Origin of the sequence: Saccharopolyspora indica, from assembly GCF_027853965.1 — a bacterium.
Classification (GTDB): domain Bacteria; phylum Actinomycetota; class Actinomycetes; order Mycobacteriales; family Pseudonocardiaceae; genus Saccharopolyspora; species Saccharopolyspora indica.
In genome coordinates this window covers 249,864-266,604 of record NZ_JAQGLB010000009.1, presented here as the reverse complement: position 1 = coordinate 266,604, position 16,741 = coordinate 249,864, and the positions used below count along the sequence as shown (strand labels likewise).

General features: G+C 71.1%; 20 protein-coding genes. 4 read left to right on the top strand and 16 right to left on the bottom strand.

Annotated features, from left to right (window positions below):
• Positions 1 to 62 precede the first annotated feature (62 nt).
• From OU416_RS21415 to dnaG, 3 genes are all read right to left on the bottom strand, one after another.
• Positions 63 to 818: a trans-aconitate 2-methyltransferase gene (locus tag OU416_RS21415; RefSeq protein WP_270928778.1), complete on the bottom strand. Its 756-nt coding sequence runs from the start codon at positions 816 to 818 to the stop codon at positions 63 to 65.
• Between the two features lie 61 nt (positions 819 to 879).
• Positions 880 to 1,410, bottom strand: a complete 531-nt coding sequence (locus tag OU416_RS21410) for a hypothetical protein (protein WP_270928777.1) — start codon at positions 1,408 to 1,410, stop codon at positions 880 to 882.
• Positions 1,407 to 3,299 (bottom strand): DNA primase, encoded by a 1,893-nt coding sequence (gene dnaG, locus OU416_RS21405; protein ID WP_270928776.1) that lies wholly within the window; start codon positions 3,297 to 3,299, stop codon positions 1,407 to 1,409. Before dnaG ends, OU416_RS21410 begins: the two co-directional genes overlap by 4 nt.
• A gap of 104 nt (positions 3,300 to 3,403) precedes the next feature.
• Between dnaG and OU416_RS21400 the strand changes: the two genes are divergently transcribed.
• Positions 3,404 to 4,297, top strand: a complete 894-nt coding sequence (locus OU416_RS21400) for a sigma-70 family RNA polymerase sigma factor (RefSeq protein ID WP_372907235.1) — start codon at positions 3,404 to 3,406, stop codon at positions 4,295 to 4,297.
• A 155-nt stretch (positions 4,298 to 4,452) separates the two neighbouring features.
• Here OU416_RS21400 and OU416_RS21395 read toward each other — a convergent pair whose 3' ends face one another.
• The 5 genes from OU416_RS21395 to OU416_RS21375 all read right to left on the bottom strand — a co-directional run bounded on the left by OU416_RS21395 (position 4,453) and on the right by OU416_RS21375 (position 9,728).
• On the bottom strand, positions 4,453 to 5,547 hold the full coding sequence (locus tag OU416_RS21395; RefSeq protein ID WP_270928774.1) for a serpin family protein: 1,095 nt from the start codon (positions 5,545 to 5,547) through the stop codon (positions 4,453 to 4,455).
• 209 nt (positions 5,548 to 5,756) lie between these two features.
• Complete coding sequence (locus OU416_RS21390) at positions 5,757 to 5,942, bottom strand: hypothetical protein (RefSeq protein ID WP_270928773.1); 186 nt, start codon at positions 5,940 to 5,942, stop codon at positions 5,757 to 5,759.
• Positions 5,943 to 6,091: 149 nt separating this feature from the next.
• Positions 6,092 to 7,372, bottom strand: coding sequence for a deoxyguanosinetriphosphate triphosphohydrolase (locus OU416_RS21385; RefSeq protein WP_270928772.1), 1,281 nt, complete (start codon positions 7,370 to 7,372; stop codon positions 6,092 to 6,094).
• Positions 7,373 to 7,573: 201 nt separating this feature from the next.
• Complete coding sequence (locus tag OU416_RS21380) at positions 7,574 to 8,227, bottom strand: YdcF family protein (RefSeq protein ID WP_270928771.1); 654 nt, start codon at positions 8,225 to 8,227, stop codon at positions 7,574 to 7,576.
• 115 nt (positions 8,228 to 8,342) lie between these two features.
• Positions 8,343 to 9,728 (bottom strand): glycine--tRNA ligase, encoded by a 1,386-nt coding sequence (locus OU416_RS21375; protein WP_093152109.1) that lies wholly within the window; start codon positions 9,726 to 9,728, stop codon positions 8,343 to 8,345.
• 214 nt (positions 9,729 to 9,942) lie between these two features.
• Here OU416_RS21375 and OU416_RS21370 point away from each other — a divergent pair, with 214 nt between their 5' ends.
• Together OU416_RS21370 and OU416_RS21365 are read left to right on the top strand one after the other, a co-directional pair.
• Positions 9,943 to 10,416, top strand: a complete 474-nt coding sequence (locus OU416_RS21370) for an ArsR/SmtB family transcription factor (RefSeq protein ID WP_270928770.1) — start codon at positions 9,943 to 9,945, stop codon at positions 10,414 to 10,416.
• Positions 10,413 to 10,829, top strand: coding sequence for a Fur family transcriptional regulator (locus OU416_RS21365; protein WP_270928769.1), 417 nt, complete (start codon positions 10,413 to 10,415; stop codon positions 10,827 to 10,829). Before OU416_RS21370 ends, OU416_RS21365 begins: the two co-directional genes overlap by 4 nt.
• A 108-nt stretch (positions 10,830 to 10,937) precedes the next feature.
• On the opposite strand, the gene OU416_RS21360 is transcribed toward OU416_RS21365, so the two are convergent.
• The 5 genes from OU416_RS21360 to recO form a co-directional block, all read right to left on the bottom strand.
• A complete protein-coding gene (locus OU416_RS21360) occupies positions 10,938 to 11,636 on the bottom strand; it encodes a TIGR03943 family putative permease subunit (RefSeq protein WP_270928768.1) in 699 nt (232 codons plus the stop codon).
• The gene (locus tag OU416_RS21355) at positions 11,636 to 12,637 is read right to left on the bottom strand and encodes a permease (protein WP_270928767.1); all 1,002 of its coding nucleotides are present in this window, start codon (positions 12,635 to 12,637) and stop codon (positions 11,636 to 11,638) included. Before OU416_RS21355 ends, OU416_RS21360 begins: the two co-directional genes overlap by 1 nt.
• A 182-nt stretch (positions 12,638 to 12,819) precedes the next feature.
• Positions 12,820 to 13,251 carry a hypothetical protein gene (locus tag OU416_RS21350; RefSeq protein ID WP_093152120.1) on the bottom strand — a complete coding sequence of 144 codons (432 nt, stop codon included), beginning with the start codon at positions 13,249 to 13,251 and terminating at the stop codon, positions 12,820 to 12,822.
• Entirely contained in the window at positions 13,251 to 14,084 is an 834-nt protein-coding gene (locus OU416_RS21345) for an isoprenyl transferase (protein ID WP_093351721.1), read from the bottom strand. Before OU416_RS21345 ends, OU416_RS21350 begins: the two co-directional genes overlap by 1 nt.
• A gap of 68 nt (positions 14,085 to 14,152) precedes the next feature.
• Positions 14,153 to 14,950, bottom strand: coding sequence for a DNA repair protein RecO (gene recO, locus OU416_RS21340; protein ID WP_270928766.1), 798 nt, complete (start codon positions 14,948 to 14,950; stop codon positions 14,153 to 14,155).
• A 116-nt stretch (positions 14,951 to 15,066) separates the two neighbouring features.
• Here recO and OU416_RS21335 point away from each other — a divergent pair, with 116 nt between their 5' ends.
• Positions 15,067 to 15,429, top strand: coding sequence for a DUF4190 domain-containing protein (locus tag OU416_RS21335; protein ID WP_270928765.1), 363 nt, complete (start codon positions 15,067 to 15,069; stop codon positions 15,427 to 15,429).
• Here the strand turns inward: OU416_RS21335 and OU416_RS21330 are convergent.
• The 3 genes from OU416_RS21330 to OU416_RS21320 all read right to left on the bottom strand — a co-directional run bounded on the left by OU416_RS21330 (position 15,426) and on the right by OU416_RS21320 (position 16,735).
• Complete coding sequence (locus OU416_RS21330) at positions 15,426 to 15,863, bottom strand: DUF2752 domain-containing protein (RefSeq protein ID WP_270928764.1); 438 nt, start codon at positions 15,861 to 15,863, stop codon at positions 15,426 to 15,428. The two genes, OU416_RS21335 and OU416_RS21330, sit on opposite strands and share 4 nt — an antisense overlap.
• Entirely contained in the window at positions 15,860 to 16,249 is a 390-nt protein-coding gene (locus OU416_RS21325; RefSeq protein ID WP_270928763.1) for a CD225/dispanin family protein, read from the bottom strand. The genes OU416_RS21330 and OU416_RS21325 overlap by 4 nt, the downstream gene beginning before the upstream one ends.
• 66 nt (positions 16,250 to 16,315) lie before the next feature.
• Complete coding sequence (locus OU416_RS21320; RefSeq protein ID WP_270928762.1) at positions 16,316 to 16,735, bottom strand: CD225/dispanin family protein; 420 nt, start codon at positions 16,733 to 16,735, stop codon at positions 16,316 to 16,318.
• Between the last annotated feature and the right edge of the window lie 6 nt (positions 16,736 to 16,741).

Here is a 16,741-nt window from a genome sequence, read left to right as displayed (position 1 = left end):
GCATCCCCCGGGGCCCCTTCACGGGGCCCCCCTCTTATTGATCGGCGGCGTGTCTTCGCAGGTCAGACGCGGTGAGCCACTGCGAAGACGCGGCGGAACGGGAACCACGTCACCCCATCGGGGCGCTGCGGGTAGGCCTTCGCCAGGCGGGATGCCAGCTCGGCGCGGAATTCCTCCCACTCCTCGTCGTCCAAGGCCTCGCGGACCGGGCGGAGCGCCGTTCCCGTCACCCATTCCAGGACCGGGTCCGGGCCCTGCAGGGCGTGGACGTAGGTCGTCTCCCAGGCGTCCACGGTGACGCCGAGGTCCGCGAAGGCGTCGGCGTAGCCCACCGGTGTGAGCACCGAGTCGGTTCGCAGGACGCCCGCCCGGTCGCGCCAGCGCGGTTCGGCGAGCAGTTCGCGGATCGTCACGTAGGACGGCGATTCGAAGTTGCCCGGCACCTGGAGGGCGAACCAGGCGCCCACCGGCAGTTCGGACAGCCAGCGCCGCAGCAGGTCCACGTGTTCGGGGACCCATTGCAAGACCGCGTTGCACAGCACGACATCGGTGTCCGGCAACGGTTTCCAGTCCCGGACGTCCTCCAGGCGGGCCGGGACGCCGCGGGTTCGCGCGGCTTCGACCATCTCCGGGGACGAGTCGGTGGCCTCGACCTCGGCATCCGGCCAGCGGTCGGTGAGCAGCGACGTCAGGTTGCCCGCGCCGCAACCGAGGTCGACCACTCGGCGCGCGCGCTCAGCACCGACCCGGGACATCAGATCGTGAGCCGGGCGGTCTCGCTGTTCGCTGAAGGTCAGGTACTTCTGCGGGTTCCACATGCCATGCCTCCCTAGCAGTACGCTCGTACTGTATTCCGGGAGGTGCGGGATTGTCGAGGGATCAGCGCTCTTTCGCCCGCTGCAGCTGCTCGGCGACGGTGGCGGCGAACTCCGCGACCGCTGCTTCGTCCGCGCCCCGGTCCGGCCGCACCTGGAGCACGATCCCGTCCTGGCCGGGGACCTTGCGCTGCACGAACCACGCTCCCCCGCCGGGCAGGTCGCGGTGGTGGCGGGAGCGGATCGACTTGTTCACGCGCTCGTGGACGACGTCCGGCAGGCGCCTGGGCTCGGTCAGCTGCAGGCGGCGGTCCGGCTGGTCGCGCAGCAGCACCGCGCCACCCGCATCACCGGTCTCCTCGGCCTCGACCAGGGTGAGCGCGCCGTTCTTCCAGGTGGCCTTGCTCAGCAGGTGCCAGCCGATGCGGCGTCCCTCCGGCAGCCAGAGGCCGAGGTGCGTGGCGACCAGGGCTCCGTCCGAAGTCCGGGCCACCGCCAGGACGTGTTCCTCGGGCGCGAGCTCTCCGGTGAAGTCGGCGGGCAGCTCGGCCGTGCCGCTCAACCGGGCGCCCAGCCGGCGCAGCCAGGTGATCACATCGTCCCCATGATCTTGTCCAGCAGGGCCTTGCGGTAGCCCTCCAGCGCGATCAGGTCGCCGAACAGCGCGTTGTACTCCTCGGCGTCCTCCACCGGCGAGATCCGCTGGACGTTCGACTTGATGTCCGCGATCTGCCTGCTGACCAGGCGCTCCTGCATGCGCGTGATCAAGTCCGCGACGTAGCGCGGACCGTCGTCGCTCTGCACGTCCAGCGGCTCCGCCACGAGCTCGGTGAGCATCCGGGCGACGACGTCGTTGCCGCACTGCTGCGCCACCGCACCCACCAGGGAGGCGCCGTCCAGTCCGGACGCCGTGCCCCCGGCGAGCAGGATCGCGCGGTGCAGCTCGGCGTAAGCGCGCTCGGTGAAAGCATCTTCCGGCAGCGCGTCGTAGGTCGGCCCGGCCAGCGCGGGCAGCTGCAGCGCCGCCTTCAGCGCTTCCCGCTCCACCAGCAGGCGGGGATCGTTGCGCGGCGGCCTGCGCGGCAGGTCGACGTCGATGCCCAGCGCGGCCTGGTTCGGCTTCGGGGCCTGCTTGCGCGCGGGCCGGGCCTGTCGACCGCTGCCGCCCTTGACCCGGCGCACGACGTCGTTCTCGCTGTGCCAGCCCGACCAGCCGGCCAGCTGGACCGCGTAGTTCTCCTTGCTGCTCTGGTCCTTGATCTGCTGGACCAGCGGAATCGTCCGCTTCAGCGCGGCGACCCGGCCTTCGACGGTGGTCAGGTCGTGCTCGTTGAGCAGGCTGCGGATGGCGAACTCGAACAGCGGCCGACGGCGGGCCACCAGATCTCGCACCGCCGCGTCACCCTTGGCCTCGCGCAGCTCGCACGGATCCATGCCGTCCGGGGTGATCGCGACGAAGGTCTGGGAGGTGAACTGCTGCTCGCCCTCGAAGGCCTTGAGCGCGGCCTTCTTGCCCGCCTCGTCGCCGTCGAAGGTGAAGATGACCTCGCCGCGGAACACGTCGTCGTCCAGCATCAGCCTGCGCAGCACCGAGATGTGCTCGTCGCCGAAGGCCGTGCCGCAGGAGGCCACCGCCGTCGGGACCCCGGCCAGGTGCATCGCCATCACGTCGGTGTAGCCCTCGACCACCACCGCCTGGCGGCGCTTGGCGATCTCCCGCTTGGCCAGGTCGATGCCGAACAGCACCTGCGACTTGTTAAAGATCGGCGTCGCCGAGGTGTTGACGTACTTGGCCTGGATCGGGTCGTCGTCGAAGAGCCTGCGCGCGCCGAAACCGACCACGTCACCGCCGAGGTCCTTCAGCGGCCACAGCAGCCGCCGGTGGAACCGGTCGATCGGGCCGCGGCGGCCTTCCTTGGACAGCCCGCACTTGATCAGCTCGTCGAGCTCGAAGCCCTTCTGCAGCAGGATCTTCGTCAGCTTGTCCCAGCCCGCGGGCGCGAACCCGCAGCCGAAGCGCTGGGCCGCCGCCTCGTCGAAACCGCGCTCCGACAGGTACTCGCGGGCCTTCAACGCCTCCGGCGAACGCAGCTGCTCGGCGTAGAACTCGGCGGCGATGCGGTGCGCCTCGACCATCCGCGCCCGCGTGCCGCGGTCGCGCTTCGGCCCCGGTGCGCCGCCCTCGTACTGGAGCTGGATGCCCGCCTGATCGGCCAGCCGCTCGACCGACTCCACGAAGCCGAGGTGCTCGATCTTCATCAGGAAGGCGATGACGTCGCCGCCCTCGCCGCAGCCGAAGCAGTGGAAGGTGCCGTGGCTGGGGCGCACGTTGAACGACGGCGTCTTCTCGTCGTGGAACGGGCACAGGCCCTTCTGCGCGCCGCCCCCGGCGCTGCGCAGGGCGACGTACTCGCCTACGACTTCGTCGATCCGGATGCGATCGCGCACTTCGGCGATGTCGCTCTCCCGGATCCTGCCTGCCACGCGGCCCAGTCTAGGGGCACGGCGATCGGCACCGCCCAGGTGTCCGCTCCTGGAGGCTGGCGCGCCACACTTCGGTCTGCTCGCGGTGCCGCTGCGGCAGAATCATCGACGTGACCGTCACCAGCGCCGAGCTCGCCGCGGAATTCGACCAGCACCGGAACCGGTTGATCGGTCTCGGCTACCGGCTCACCGGCCGGATCGCCGACGCCGAGGACGCGGTCCAGGACGCCTGGCTGCGGCTGGCGACGGTCGACCGCGACGACATCCGCGATCTGGGCGCCTGGCTGACCACCGTGGTCAGCAGGCTGTGCCTGGACCGGATGCGCTCGGCGGCGGTGCAGCGCGAGCAGTACGTCGGCCCGTGGCTGCCGGAGCCGTTGGTGACCTCGCTCGACGCGGATCCGGGCGACATCGTGGCCGGTCAGGACGACCTGCGGATGGCCGCGTTGCGCGTGCTGCACGAGCTGCCGCCGGACCAGCGGCTGGCCTTCGTGCTGCACGACGGCTTCGAGGTGCCGTTCGCCGAGATCGCCGAGGTGCTCGGTTGCAGCGTCGTCGCGGCCCGCCAGCACGCCTCGCGGGCGCGGCGGGCGATGGCCGACGCCGACCCGCCGCCGCGGGCTCCGCTGCCCGAGCAGCAGCGGGTGGTGGAGGAATTCCTCGCAGCGGTGGCGTCGAAGGACGTCAGCGCGGTCGCCCGCACGCTGCACCCGACGGTCGTGGTCCTCGGCGACAGCGGCGGCAAGGCGCGCACCGCCCGGCGCCCGGTCGTGGGCGTCGACAAGGTGGCCCGGTTCACCGTGGGGCTCATGCAGAAGTACGACGACAAGCTGCTGGAGAACCTCCGCCTGGTGCTGGTCAACGGCGACCTCGGCGTCCTGCTGCCCGGCTCCCCCGAGGTCGCGCCGCGCGTGTTCACCCTGGCGATCCGCGACGGCCGACCGGCGGAGATCTTCGACGTGGTCAACCCGGACAAGCTCACCCGGATCCCCTGGTGAGGCGGGCCGGTGGTCAATTTCGTACGAAATTGACGTTCACCCGGGTGATGGTCAATTTCGCGCGAAATTGACCATCACTCCGCAGCGCGGGCGGCTTTTGCGCAGGTGGTGGGTTGTGCGTGCTTGTGGGGCCGTGGCACTCGAAAGTGGGGTTGTCAGCTCGGGTCGGTGATCCGGGCGAGGAAGTAGAGGGCGCCGGTGGTCTGGTGGCGGACCAGGAACAGGAAGGGGCGGTCGACCTCGACGCGGATCGGTTCCGGCTCCTGGATGATCGCCGTCAGGCGCATCATCACCGCCGTCGCCGCCGCGCCCTCCAAGCCCTTCTCGTCCACCTCCAGCACCGACTGGTGCAGCACCGCGGAGACCCGCAGCGACCGGTCGGTCAGCGGCGAGAAGTCCGCGTCCGGGGTGAACAGGTCGTGGACGCCGAGGGCGCCCAGCGGCCGGGTCAGCTCGGCATCGCCGGTGACGTCGAACTTCGGCAGGAACAGCTCGACGCGCTGCTGCTCCAGCGCGGCCAGGAGCCCGCTCAGCCGGGCGGTGCCGAGGTCCGGCTCGGCCCGGTCGAGGCCTTCGTCCGGGAGCAGGACCACCGCCTCCACTCCCCCGGCGGCGGGCAGGCTCACCGCTTGCCAGCCATCCGCAGCGGCGTAGCCGAAACGCCTGGTGACGTGCATCGTCGGCACCTCGCGGGTGCCTGCCGGAGCGTGGAAGGGGCGTGCCGCGGTGGCGTGCTCGTCGAACGCCTCGCGCCACGAGACCTTCAGGTACAGCGCGTTGACCAGCGCCGCGACCGTGTCCGAGCGCACCGAGCCCGCGGGCAGCAGCTCCGGGATCAGGTCCCGGGTGGTTTCCGCGACGTCGGTGTTGATCAGCCGGCGGGACTTCTCCGGGTCGGTGCGGAACGGCGCGTTGCGCACCTCGCTACCGGGCCAGTCCTTGAGCGCGCGCAGGTAGGACTCCTCGACGTGCAGGTCCTCGTGCGCCCACAGCGTGTTCGCCACCGCCAGCACCGGTGGTTCGGCCGCGCCGCCCGCGGTCAGCTCGGCCGCGCCGCCGAGCACGTCGAGCAGTGCGGTCGGGTCTGCGCGCAGGGCGGTGACCAGCTCTTCCCTGGTCCGGCCGCCGGTCGCGGCGGCGGCCAGGCCGAGTGCGCTGGACACCGAGTACGGCGACCAGCAGAACTGCTCGTCCGGCTGCGGGGCGAGCTTGCGGTGCAGGGACAGGCTGAAGTCGAGGTGTTCGCTCACGGCCGCTGGGCTCCGTTCCGCGTCGGCTTGCTCCGGGCTGATCCCGAGTCTGCCAGCCGACCGGTCCGCCCGGCCGTCCTCGCACGCGAATCGTCGGAACCCGCCAGCCGTCACCGGCCGAGGGAGGCCCGCGTCAATTTCGCGCGAAATTGACCATCACCCGGGTGAACGTCAATTTCGTACGAAATTGACCAGGGGCCGGGTGAACGTCAGCGGAGGGATTCTTCGATGTCGGACAGGCCCATCAGGCGGAGTTCCTGGGCGATGTAGCTGGCCGCGCGCTGGGCCGCCGGGTCCTGCCAGTTCAGGTCGTTGACCCAGTCGGCCAGGTTGTCGGTGTTGACGTAGGGCTCGCCGCCGACGACGAGCTTCTGGATGTAGTGCCGGTTGCGCATCGGGGTCTCCTCGCGACCCGGCGATGTCGGGGGCCGGGCCGCTGGCGTGTTCGGGGGTCGGGCACCACCGGCGGTCGGGACCCGCCAGCGGACACTCTGCGTAAGCGTCATGGAGAAACCCAGATCAACTCACCCCTTTCGGATGAACGTCACACGGGTTCAGCCACGTTGCGTACATGTTTTCGATGCCAGCGCACCGCCTGCGCATCGGTCAGCGAGGCCACCTGGTCCAGCACCACCCGCAGCCGCGCGGCATCGTCCCCGGCCCGCCGCCACACCACCGCCATCGCCGGGTCCAGCGACTCCGGGGCGCCCTCCGCCAGGGCCTCCACCAGCTCCGCCAGCATCGACCGCTGCCGCTCCTGCATCCGCAGCCGCTGCGGATCGCTCATCACGTACCGCAGCGCGACCGCCTTGAGCACCGCGACCTCGGCCACCACCGGCTCGGGAACGACCAGGTCGGCGCGGTACCGGGTGAGCGGTCCCGGCCCGAACCGCTGCACCGTGCCGGTCACCGCGGCGGCCACGAACCGGCCGACCAGCTCGCTGGTGAGCCGCTTGAGCGCCACCTGCGCGGTGAAGGTCCCGTCGTAGTCCAGCACCGCCGCCACCACCGGCCAGCGCACCAGCTCCGCCGCCGCCTGGTCGAGCAGCCCCGAGGCGTCGCCGGGGCCGCTGAAGTACTTCGCGGCCATCCGGACGATCTCCGCGCGCTCATCGGCGCTGGTCAGCGAGCGCAGCGAGATCCGGCCGGACAGCACACCGTCCTCGACGTCGTGCACCGAGTACGCCACGTCGTCGGCCCAGTCCATCACCTGGGCCTCCAGGCAGCGGCGCTGCGCCGGGGCGCCCTGCCGGAGCCAGTCGAAGACCGCCACGTCGTCCGGGTACACGCCGAACTTGGCCTCGCCGGGCCGCTTCGGCCACGGGTACTTCGTCGCCGCGTCCAGGCACGCCCTGGTCAGGTTCAGCCCGCGGCCGACGTCACCGGATTCGGCCAGCTTCGGTTCCAGCCGGGTGAGGATCCGCAAGGTCTGCGCGTTGCCCTCGAAACCACCGCAGGGCCCGGCCAGGTCGTTGAGCGCGCGTTCGCCGTTGTGCCCGAAGGGCGGGTGACCGATGTCGTGCGCGAGCCCCGCCGTGTCGACGAGGTCCGGGTCGGCGCCCAGCGCCGCGGCGATGCCCCGCCCGATCTGCGCGACCTCCAGCGAGTGCGTCAACCGGGTGCGCGGGACGTCGCCCTCCTCCGGACCGACCACCTGCGTCTTGCCCGCCAGCCGGCGCAGCGCCGCCGAGTGCAGCACGCGCGCGCGGTCGCGGGCGAACGGAGTGCGGTCGTCCGAGCGGGCGCCCTGCGGAAGCGCGAGCTTCGGCGGTTCGGGCAGCAGCCGTTGCAGATCGGGTGCGCGGTAGCCGGGCGTGGTGTCCATCGCGGTTCAGACTACGGCCGGAACCCGGCGAATCGCCGCAGGCCGCAGGCGTTTCGCGGCCGCCCCACCGGGTGGGCGTCATGCCTTGGCCTCTTGTCTTGATGCGCCGCCAGGCGCACAGCCCGCCCTCGGCGCTCGCACCGCCGCGGGTTCACTCCGCCACCCGCATCGCCACGCAAAACGAGTTCGTCAGACAGGTCCTCAGCCCAGGCCGTCGCCGTTGAGCTCGGCCGGGGCGTGCGTCAGCCGGTAGTACAGCAGCGCGCCGGTCTCCCGGACGATGTAGCGGAACTGGAACTCGCGGGTCTGCACGGCCGGGCCGGAGCGAGCGGGCGAGGCCCACGCCTCCAGCCCGAGGTCGTTGGCCATCGTCCGCGCCCGCAGCGAGTGCCACGGGTCGCTCACGATCAGCGCGCTGTCCCAGCCGCGGCCCGCGGCCAGGTCCGCCACGGCCTGCACGCTGCCCAGGGTGTCCTCGCCGACGTCGACCTCGACGATGTGATCGGCGGGCACCCCGTTCTCGCTCAGCCACTTCTTGCCCGCCTGGGCCTCGGTGTAGGCATCACCGCTCTGCCTGCCGCCGACGGTCACGACGTACTCCGTCAGCCCGGCGCGGTACAGCTTCAGCGCCTGGTTGAGGCGCGCCTCCAGCACGTCGGAGGGCTTGCCGTGGTACTGGGCGGCGCCGAGCACGACGACGATGTCCACCGGCCGCCGGTCGTCGAACCGCGCCACCTGCCACACCCGGAACGCGGTGCCGCCGCCGACCAGCAGCGCCACCAGCAGCGTGCCGACCACGACCCGGCTCAGGGTCCGCCCCGAGCTGGACCGGTGGGCGGCGCGGTGGGGACTCACGCTGGCAAACCTCGCAGAACTTCGGGGCCGGTGCCCGGGTCGACCAGTCGGCCGACCCGGACACCGCTCGGCATCTCCGTCCGGCGACGATCCCGCCGGAGGAACTGGAACGGCCTCAGCAGCCCAGGAGGCGGACCGCCAGGTACTCCTCGAGCTTGTCCATCGCGACCCGCTCCTGGCTCATGGTGTCGCGCTCGCGAACCGTGACCGCGTGGTCGGACAGCGTGTCGAAGTCGACCGTCACGCAGAACGGGGTGCCGATCTCGTCCTGGCGGCGGTAGCGGCGGCCGATCGCACCGGCGTCGTCGAAGTCGACGTTCCAGTTGCGGCGCAGCTGCGCGGCGATGTCGCGGGCCTTCGGCGACAGCTCGGCGTTGCGGGACAGCGGCAGCACCGCGACCTTCACCGGCGCCAGCCTGCGGTCCAGCTTCAGCACCACGCGCTTGTCCACGCCGCCCTTGGCGTTGGGCGCCTCGTCCTCGTGGTAGGCGTCGATCAGGAACGCCATCATCGGACGGCCCACGCCCGCCGCGGGCTCGATCACGTACGGCCGGTAGCGGGAGTTGCTGGCCTGGTCGAAGTACGACAGGTCCACCCCGGAGTGGTTGGAGTGGGTGGTCAGGTCGAAGTCGGTGCGGTTGGCGATGCCTTCGAGCTCACCCCACTCCTGGCCGCCGAAGCGGAACCGGTACTCGATGTCGACGGTGCGCTTGGAGTAGTGCGACAGCTTGTCCTTCGGGTGCTCGTACTCCCGCAGGTTGTCGCTGCTGATGCCCAGGTCGGTGTACCAGGACATGCGCTGGTCGATCCAGTACTGGTGCCACTGCTCGTCCTCGCCCGGCTCGACGAAGAACTCCATCTCCATCTGCTCGAACTCGCGGGTCCGGAAGATGAAGTTGCCCGGCGTGATCTCGTTGCGGAACGACTTGCCGATCTGGCCGATGCCGAACGGCGGCTTCTTGCGCGCCGTGGTCATCACGTTGGCGAAGTTGACGAAGATGCCCTGCGCGGTCTCGGGGCGCAGGTAGTGCATCCCCTCCTCGCTCTCGACCGGCCCGAGGAAGGTCTTGAGCATCATGTTGAACTCGCGCGGCGCGGTGAACTGGCCGCGGGTGCCGCAGTTCGGGCACGGGACGTCGGACAGGTCGTCCTCGGCGGTCTCCTTGCCGGTGCGCTCGGAGTACTCCTCGGCGAGCTGGTCGGCGCGGAAGCGGTGGTGGCAGGACGTGCACTCCACCAGCGGGTCGTGGAACGCGGTGACGTGCCCCGAGGCCTCCCAGACCGGGCGCGGCAGGATCACCGAGGAGTCCAGGCCCACGACGTCGTCGCGGCCCTGCACCATGAACTTCCACCACTGGTGCTTGATGTTGTCCTTGAGCTCGACACCCAGCGGACCGTAGTCCCAGGCCGACCGGGTACCGCCGTAGATCTCACCGGACGGGAAGACGAAACCACGGCGCTTGCAGAGATTGACGATCGTGTCGATCTGGTCGGCGGGCACGTTAACTCCGGAAATCATTCGCTGGATGAGTCGAACCAGCTGGTCGGGCTGGAGTTTCCCAGCGTACCGATCGCAGCGCGGCGGGCGTGCGCCTGGGCCGTGGTGTCGATGCGATCGACCGTAAGTGTGTTACCCGTAGGATGGGTGCGTGGAGCGTCACCGCGCGACGGCGCAGCTCGACGGTCCCGCGCCCAGACATCTCGGAGAGGAACCGATGCCCGCTATCAGCCCGGATGCCGAGCCGGCCCAGCCGACTGCGCGGCCCGGTCTGGAGCGCCCCGAGGACCACGTGCACTCCCCGGACCGGGCCGCGCACCCGGCGCCGCTGTGGGACCAGCAGGTCCTGGTGGAGGCCGGCGAGCTGCTGCGGGCGCTGGCCGCCCCGGTGCGGATCGCGATCGTCCTCCAGCTGCGGACCTCCGAGCGCTGCGTGCACGAGCTGGTCGACGCGCTCGGCGTCGCCCAGCCGCTGATCAGCCAGCACCTGCGGGTGCTGAAGTCGGCCGGGGTCGTGCACGGCGAGCGGCACGGCCGGGAGGTCGTCTACCGGCTCGTCGACGAGCACTTGGCGCACATCGTGGTGGACGCCGCCACGCACGCGGAGGAGACCTCCGGAGCCCGGTCGCGCGGACCGGCGGCGGTGCGCTCCACCGAATCCGACGGCGGACAGGAGACGGAGACAGCGTGACCACCGGTGAGGGCCCTGCGGTCGGGGTACCGGGACTGCGGGCCACCAAGCAGCGAGCGGCGGTGTCGAACCTGCTCGACCAGGTCGACGACTTCCGCTCGGCGCAAGAGCTGCACGAGGAGCTGCGGCGGCAGGGCGAGGGGATCGGGCTGACCACGGTCTACCGAACCCTGCAGACCCTGGCCGACGCGGGCGAGGTCGACGTGCTGCGCAACCCGTCGGGCGAGTCGGTGTACCGGCGGTGCTCCAGCCACCACCACCATCACCTGGTGTGCCGGCACTGCGGCCGGACCGTCGAGGTGTCCGACCCGCCGGTGGAGAACTGGGCGGAGCGCATCGGCCAGGAGCACGGCTTCACCGATGTCAGCCACACCGTGGAGATCATCGGCACCTGCCCCGACTGCGCGGCCTGACCCGCCCGGGTTCGGTGGTGGGTGGGGTTTGGTTGTGGGTGAGGTCGTGAGTGTTTTGTGGGGCTGTAGCACCACAAAACACTCACGGGCATTGACCAGGCGAGATCGTCAGTACTCGTAGGTGTCCGGCGGGGCCGGGATGGTGCGGAGCGTGAGCACGTCCACCGTGGGGACGTAGTCGTTGGCCTCGGTGGCCGTGCCCGGGCGGAGGCGGACGGCCACGTCGACCCAGGTGTCCGCCGGGAGCTCCGCCGCCTGCGGCGCCCCGGCCAGGTCGATCTTCACCGGCGCCGCGTCGGCGGCGCAGCAGGTGATGCGCATGCGCGCGAGCTGCGTGGTCTCGGGCGTCGGGTGCACCACGAAGCCCTGCAGGCGGATGGTCCGGCCGTCGAGCGAACCGCTGTCGTCCCAGATCACCCGGGTGATGAACTCCGAGGCGCTCAGCAGCGGGGCCTGCTCGGGCGGCAGCTCGGGGAACAGCGGTTCCGCCGGGGCCTGCGGGGCCGCGGCGCGGTCCCGGGTGACCGAGTCCGAGCCCAGCGCGGGCGGCGCCACCAGGAAGATCGCGAACACCGGCAGCAGCAACAGCCACGGGCTGCGCGAGTCGTGCTCGTGGTGCCCGGCGCCCCCGGCCCGGATGTCGCGGACGATGGCGAAGGCCGCGAGGCCGATCATGACCAGGCCCGACACCAGCAGCCACGGGAACAGCGAGGGCTTGACGTAGCGCAGGTAGCTGCCGCCCAGCGCGATCTTCAGCAGCGCGCCGCCCAGCAGCAGCAACAGCAGGTTCTGGGTCTCCCGGCGCATCACGAACCTCCCAGCAGCACCGCGCCGACCCCGACGGCGCAGGCGATCGCGACCACGAACGTGACCGGGGCGAAGCGGGCGGCGAAGCCGCGGCCGAAGGCTCCCGACTGCAGCGCGATCAGCTTCAGGTCCACCGCGGGCCCCACCACCAGGAACACCAGCTTCGGGATCAGCGGCAGACCGGGCATCGACGCCACCACGAACGCGTCGGCCTCGCTGCACAGCGCCAGCACCACCGCGAGCACGGCCATGACCAGCACGCCGAGCACGAGCTGACCGGCCAGCGAGTCCAGCCACTCGGTCGGCACCAGGACGTTGAACGCCGCCGACGTCAGGCCGCCCAGCACCAGGAAGCCACCGGCCTCGACCAGGTCGTGCCGCGCCGACTCGGCGAACACCACCCAGCGGCTGCCGCCGGATCGCGCTTCGACCCGGCGCAGCGCGCGCTCGGCCAGCCACTCCGCCTTGCCCAGCCGCGCCCAGAGCCAGCCCATCGCGCAGGCCGTCAGCAGCGAGCCGAGGAACCTGGCCAGCACCATCCGGGGCTCACCGGGGAACGCGACCGCGGTGGAGACCAGCACGATCGGGTTGATCGCCGGTGCGGCCAGCAGGAACGCCAGCGCCGCGGCGGGCGCGACGCCCTGCTGCATCAAGCGGCGCGCGACCGGCACCGAAGCGCACTCGCACCCCGGCAGCGCGACGCCCGCGAGACCGGCGACGGGCACCGCCGCACCGGCCTTGGCGGGCAGCACCCGGCGCAGCGCGTCCGGCGGGACGAACGCCGCGATCAGCCCGCTGACCAGCACGCCGAGCACCAGGAACGGCAGCGCCTGCACGCAGACCGCGACGAACACGGTCGATCCGGTGCGCAGCGCGGGAACGTCCAGCAGCGCGGTCACCTGCGACTGGAACACCGCGGCGAGCACGAGCAGGACGCAGAGCACCTCCAGGGAGGTGATCAGGGGCCGCCGCGAGCGCGGCGGATCGGCGATCTCGGTCACCCGCTCATCGTGCCAGTTCGAACTGATAATCGTTCGCACTAGTGCGCAACGAGCGGCAGAGACACCGATCACCGCTGGTCGAGCGCGGCAACCCAACGCACCGACGCATCCCCCGAATGAGCGGCGGACCAGCGGTTTCAATGGAAATCAGACGTCCGATCTCCCTTGAAACCGCGTTGCGACTACGGGGACGCCGTGCCCTCCGGTTCGGCCAAGAGCTCCGTGCGCAGCTGGGACGCCGTCGCGACCACGAGCATCAGCAGCGTGCCCAGCGGCGCCGGTGCCATGCCCTCCGCCGGGAAGGCGTAGCGCAGCGTCACGTCCATGCCCCGCTCGGTGCGGACCACGCCCAGCGTGCCGAACAGCCCCTGCCCGGCCCGCTCCGCGACCGACTGGGCGAGCTCGTCGGTCGCCGGCAGGTCCCAGGCGACCACGCAGGTCAGGCTCAGCACGGTCAGCCCCTCGGCGAGCTGCATCGCCTGCACCGCGCACGGCACCTCGGAGTGCCGGAAGGTCAGCGCGCCGTCGTCGTCGACGTGCACGTCGTGGTAGGTCTCCAGTGCTTCCTTCGCCGCGGTCATCAACCGCGCCGTGGTAGCAGCCTCCTGGGTCATCAATTGCCCTCCTGGGCGGATTCGGCGTTCGCCGCCCGGTCGATGGCCCCGCCGAACCGCCGGTCGCGGCGCGCGTACTCCTCGCACGCCTGCCACAGGTGCCGTCGGTCCACGTCGGGGAACAGCGTGTCCTGGAAGACGAACTCCGCGTAGGCGGACTGCCAGAGCATGAAGTTCGACGTCCGCCGCTCCCCGGAGGGCCGGATGAACAGGTCCACGTCCGGCATCTCCGGCTGGTACAGGTACTTCGCGATGGTGCGCTCGTCGACCCGTTCCGGGTTGATCTTGCCCGCCGCGGCCAGCCGCGCGATCTCCCGCGCCGCGTCGCCGACCTCGGCCCGCCCACCGTAGTTGACGCACATGGTCAGGTTCATGACCTCGTTGTTCTTCGTGCGCTCTTCGGCGTCCTGCAGCTGGTTGACCACGCTGCGCCACAGCTTCGGCTTGCGCCCGGCCCAGCGCACCCGCACGCCCATCTCGTCGAGCTCGTCGACGCGCCGGGCGATCACGTCGCGGTTGAAGCCCATCAGGAACCGCACCTCGTCCGGGCTGCGCTTCCAGTTCTCGGTGGAGAAGGCGTACAGCGACAGCCACTTGACGCCGAGCTCGATCGCCCCGCGGGCCAGCTCCAGCACGACGGCCTCGCCGCGCTTGTGCCCCTCGATGCGGGGCAGGCCGCGCTCGTTGGCCCACCGGCCGTTGCCGTCCATCACGACCGCGACGTGGTTGGGCACGAACTCGGCGGGCAGCGCCGGCGGCTTCTCCCCCGAGGCGTGCGGGTCGGGTGCCCGAACGCTCGGGTCGTCCTTGCCCCGCCCACGGCGTCGCAACATAACTGGCTTCTCCTCTTCGGACTGCTGAGCGTGCGTCCTCATTGTCCCCGCACGCGTCGATCAACAGTTCAGCGCCCGTCCTCGGCGGTGCCGACCAGCGCGGCTTCCGCCGCCCGCTCCCGGATCAGCTCCGGAACGGTCCGCTCGACCAGCGGCAACGAGCGCAGTTGGCGTTCCATGTGCCACTGCAGGTGCGCGGCGATCAACCCGCTGGCCTCGCGGCGGACCGACTGCTCCGCCCGCTCGGCGCGCCCCCAGTCGCCCTGCAGCAGCGCCTCCATCAGCGGCAGCGTGTGCGCGGACGGCCGCACCGAACCGGCCGGGCGGCAGCGCGCGCACACCGCGCCACCGGCCTGCACGTTGAACGCCGCGTGCGGCCCGGACTCGCCGCACCGCGCGCACTCCGACAGCGCCGGGGCCCACCCGGCGAACGACATCGCGCGCAGCAGGAAGGCGTCCAGCACCTGCGACGAGTCGCGCTCCCGGCCCGCCAGCGCCCGCAGCGCGCCGATGGCCAGCAGGTAGAGCCGCAGCACCGGTTCGCCCTCCTCGGCGGCCAACCGGTCCACGGTCTCCAGGACCGCGCAGGCCGAGGTGTAGCGCTGGTAGTCGTCGACGATGTGCAGGCCGAAGGCGTCCACGGTCTGCACCTGGGTGATCACGTCGAGCGTGCGGCCGGTGTAGAGCTGCACGTCGACGTGGCAGAACGGCTCGACGCGGGCGCCGAACCGCGAGGTGGTCCGGCGCACGCCCTTGGCCACCGCGCGCACCTTGCCGTAGCGGCGGGTCAGCAGGGTTATGATCCGATCCGCCTCACCCAGCTTCTGCACCCGCAGCACGACCGCGGTATCCCGGTAGAGGCTCACGCCCCCATCGTCGCACCTCCGTGCGAGCACCTCGCGGGCAAGGCGAAGGATGCGGGGGATCCGGTTCGTCCTCCCGAACGTCCCATTTGCGAACCGGACGAGCTGAAGAGGAACGGATGACCTACCCGTACGACCCGAACAACTCCTACTACCAGGCGCCGCAGCCGTACGGCATGGGCGGCTACCCGCCGCTGCCGCGCAACAACGGCATGGCGATCGCCTCGATGTGCGTCTCGCTGGCGTCGATCTTCACCTGCTACGGCGCGCTGCTCATCGGGCCGGTCGGCGCGATCCTCGGGCACGTGTCGCTGCGCGAGATCAACCGGGATCCGCAGGCCTACACCAACCGCAGCATGGCGCTGACCGGGATCATCGTCGGCTGGTCGCTGTTCGCGGCGTGGGGGCTGCTGCTCACCTTCGTGATCCTCGCCGCCACCGGCGTGCTCGGCGCGGACCTGCAGGAAGGGTTCGACAGCTAGACGTAGAGCGCGTTGAACGGCGGGAAGGGGAGGTTCCTGATCACCGACCAGATGGCGATCAGGACCAGCCCCACGTGCGGTGCCCAGCGCCACTGCTCCCAGGTGGCCACCCGCCTGCCGCGCCAGCGGCCCAGCACCCAGGCGCCCCAGGTCCACAGGAAGAACGGGATGAACAGCATCGCCGCCGCGTTGAAGTGCAGCGCGGTGAGCACGTCGCCGTGCAGCAGGCTGTAGATCATGCGCGTCACGCCGCAGCCGGGGCAGTCCAGCCCGGTCAGCAGCTTGACCGGGCAGGGCGGCAGCGGGAAACCGGCGTCGGAGGTCGGATCCGCGGCCAGCACGACCGCTGCGCCGACGCCGGCCACCAGCACCGTGGCCGCCGGGAACAGCATGGCGCGCAGGCGAACCGCGGTCGCGCCGCCGTGCGTCGTCATCGCTGCGTCACGGCGGTCATGCTGGCGCCGATGATCACGAAGATGAAGACGAAGTAGAGCACCATCAGCAGGATCATCGCGCCGTAGCCGCAGGCCCCGACGATGACGCCGATCTTGCCCCACTTCTTCGCCTCGTCCGCGGCCGCCTGGGCCTGCGGGTGCTGGCCCTGGTACCACAGCGAGCTGACCTGCAAGGCCTTGATCAGGGACGGGATCCCGAACGGCCAGCAGATCAGCAGGCTCGCGATGGCCCAGCCCAGGTTGTTGTTCAGCGGCATCGGCGCCACGCCGAACTGCGCCCCGTACGAAGGCGGCGGCGGCATCGGTGCGGGCAGGTTGGCCGGTTCCTGCGGCGGGACCTGCTCCGGCCCGGACGGCTCGCTCATGCTTCTTCCCCCTCGTACGACCATGCCGTTGCGTGCGGATCGACCGCGCGCAACGGCATGGGTGGATCAGTAGCTGCTGTAGCTGCTCGCCGTGGCGGCGATGATCACGAAGAACACTACGTAGAACAGGATGAGCAGGGCCCAACCGCAGGCACCGACGATGATGCCGATCTTGCCCCACTTCTTGGCCTCGTCCGCGGCTTCCTGGGCCTGCGGGTACTGGCCCTGGGCCCACAGGTTCTGCACCGAGGTGGCCTTGATCAGCGACGGGATCGCGAACGGCCAGCAGAGGAAGATCGAGCCGATGCCCCAGCCGATGTTGTTGTTCGGCGGCGCGGCGCCGTAACCGGGCTGGCCGTAGGGCGCGGGCTGACCGTAGGGCTGCTGGGGGATCGGTCCCGAGGGCGGGCCGTATCCGCCGGGCTGCTGGCCGTACGGCTGCTGCGGGTTGGGACCCGAGGGCGGGCCGCCATAGGGATTCGTCACGTCAAT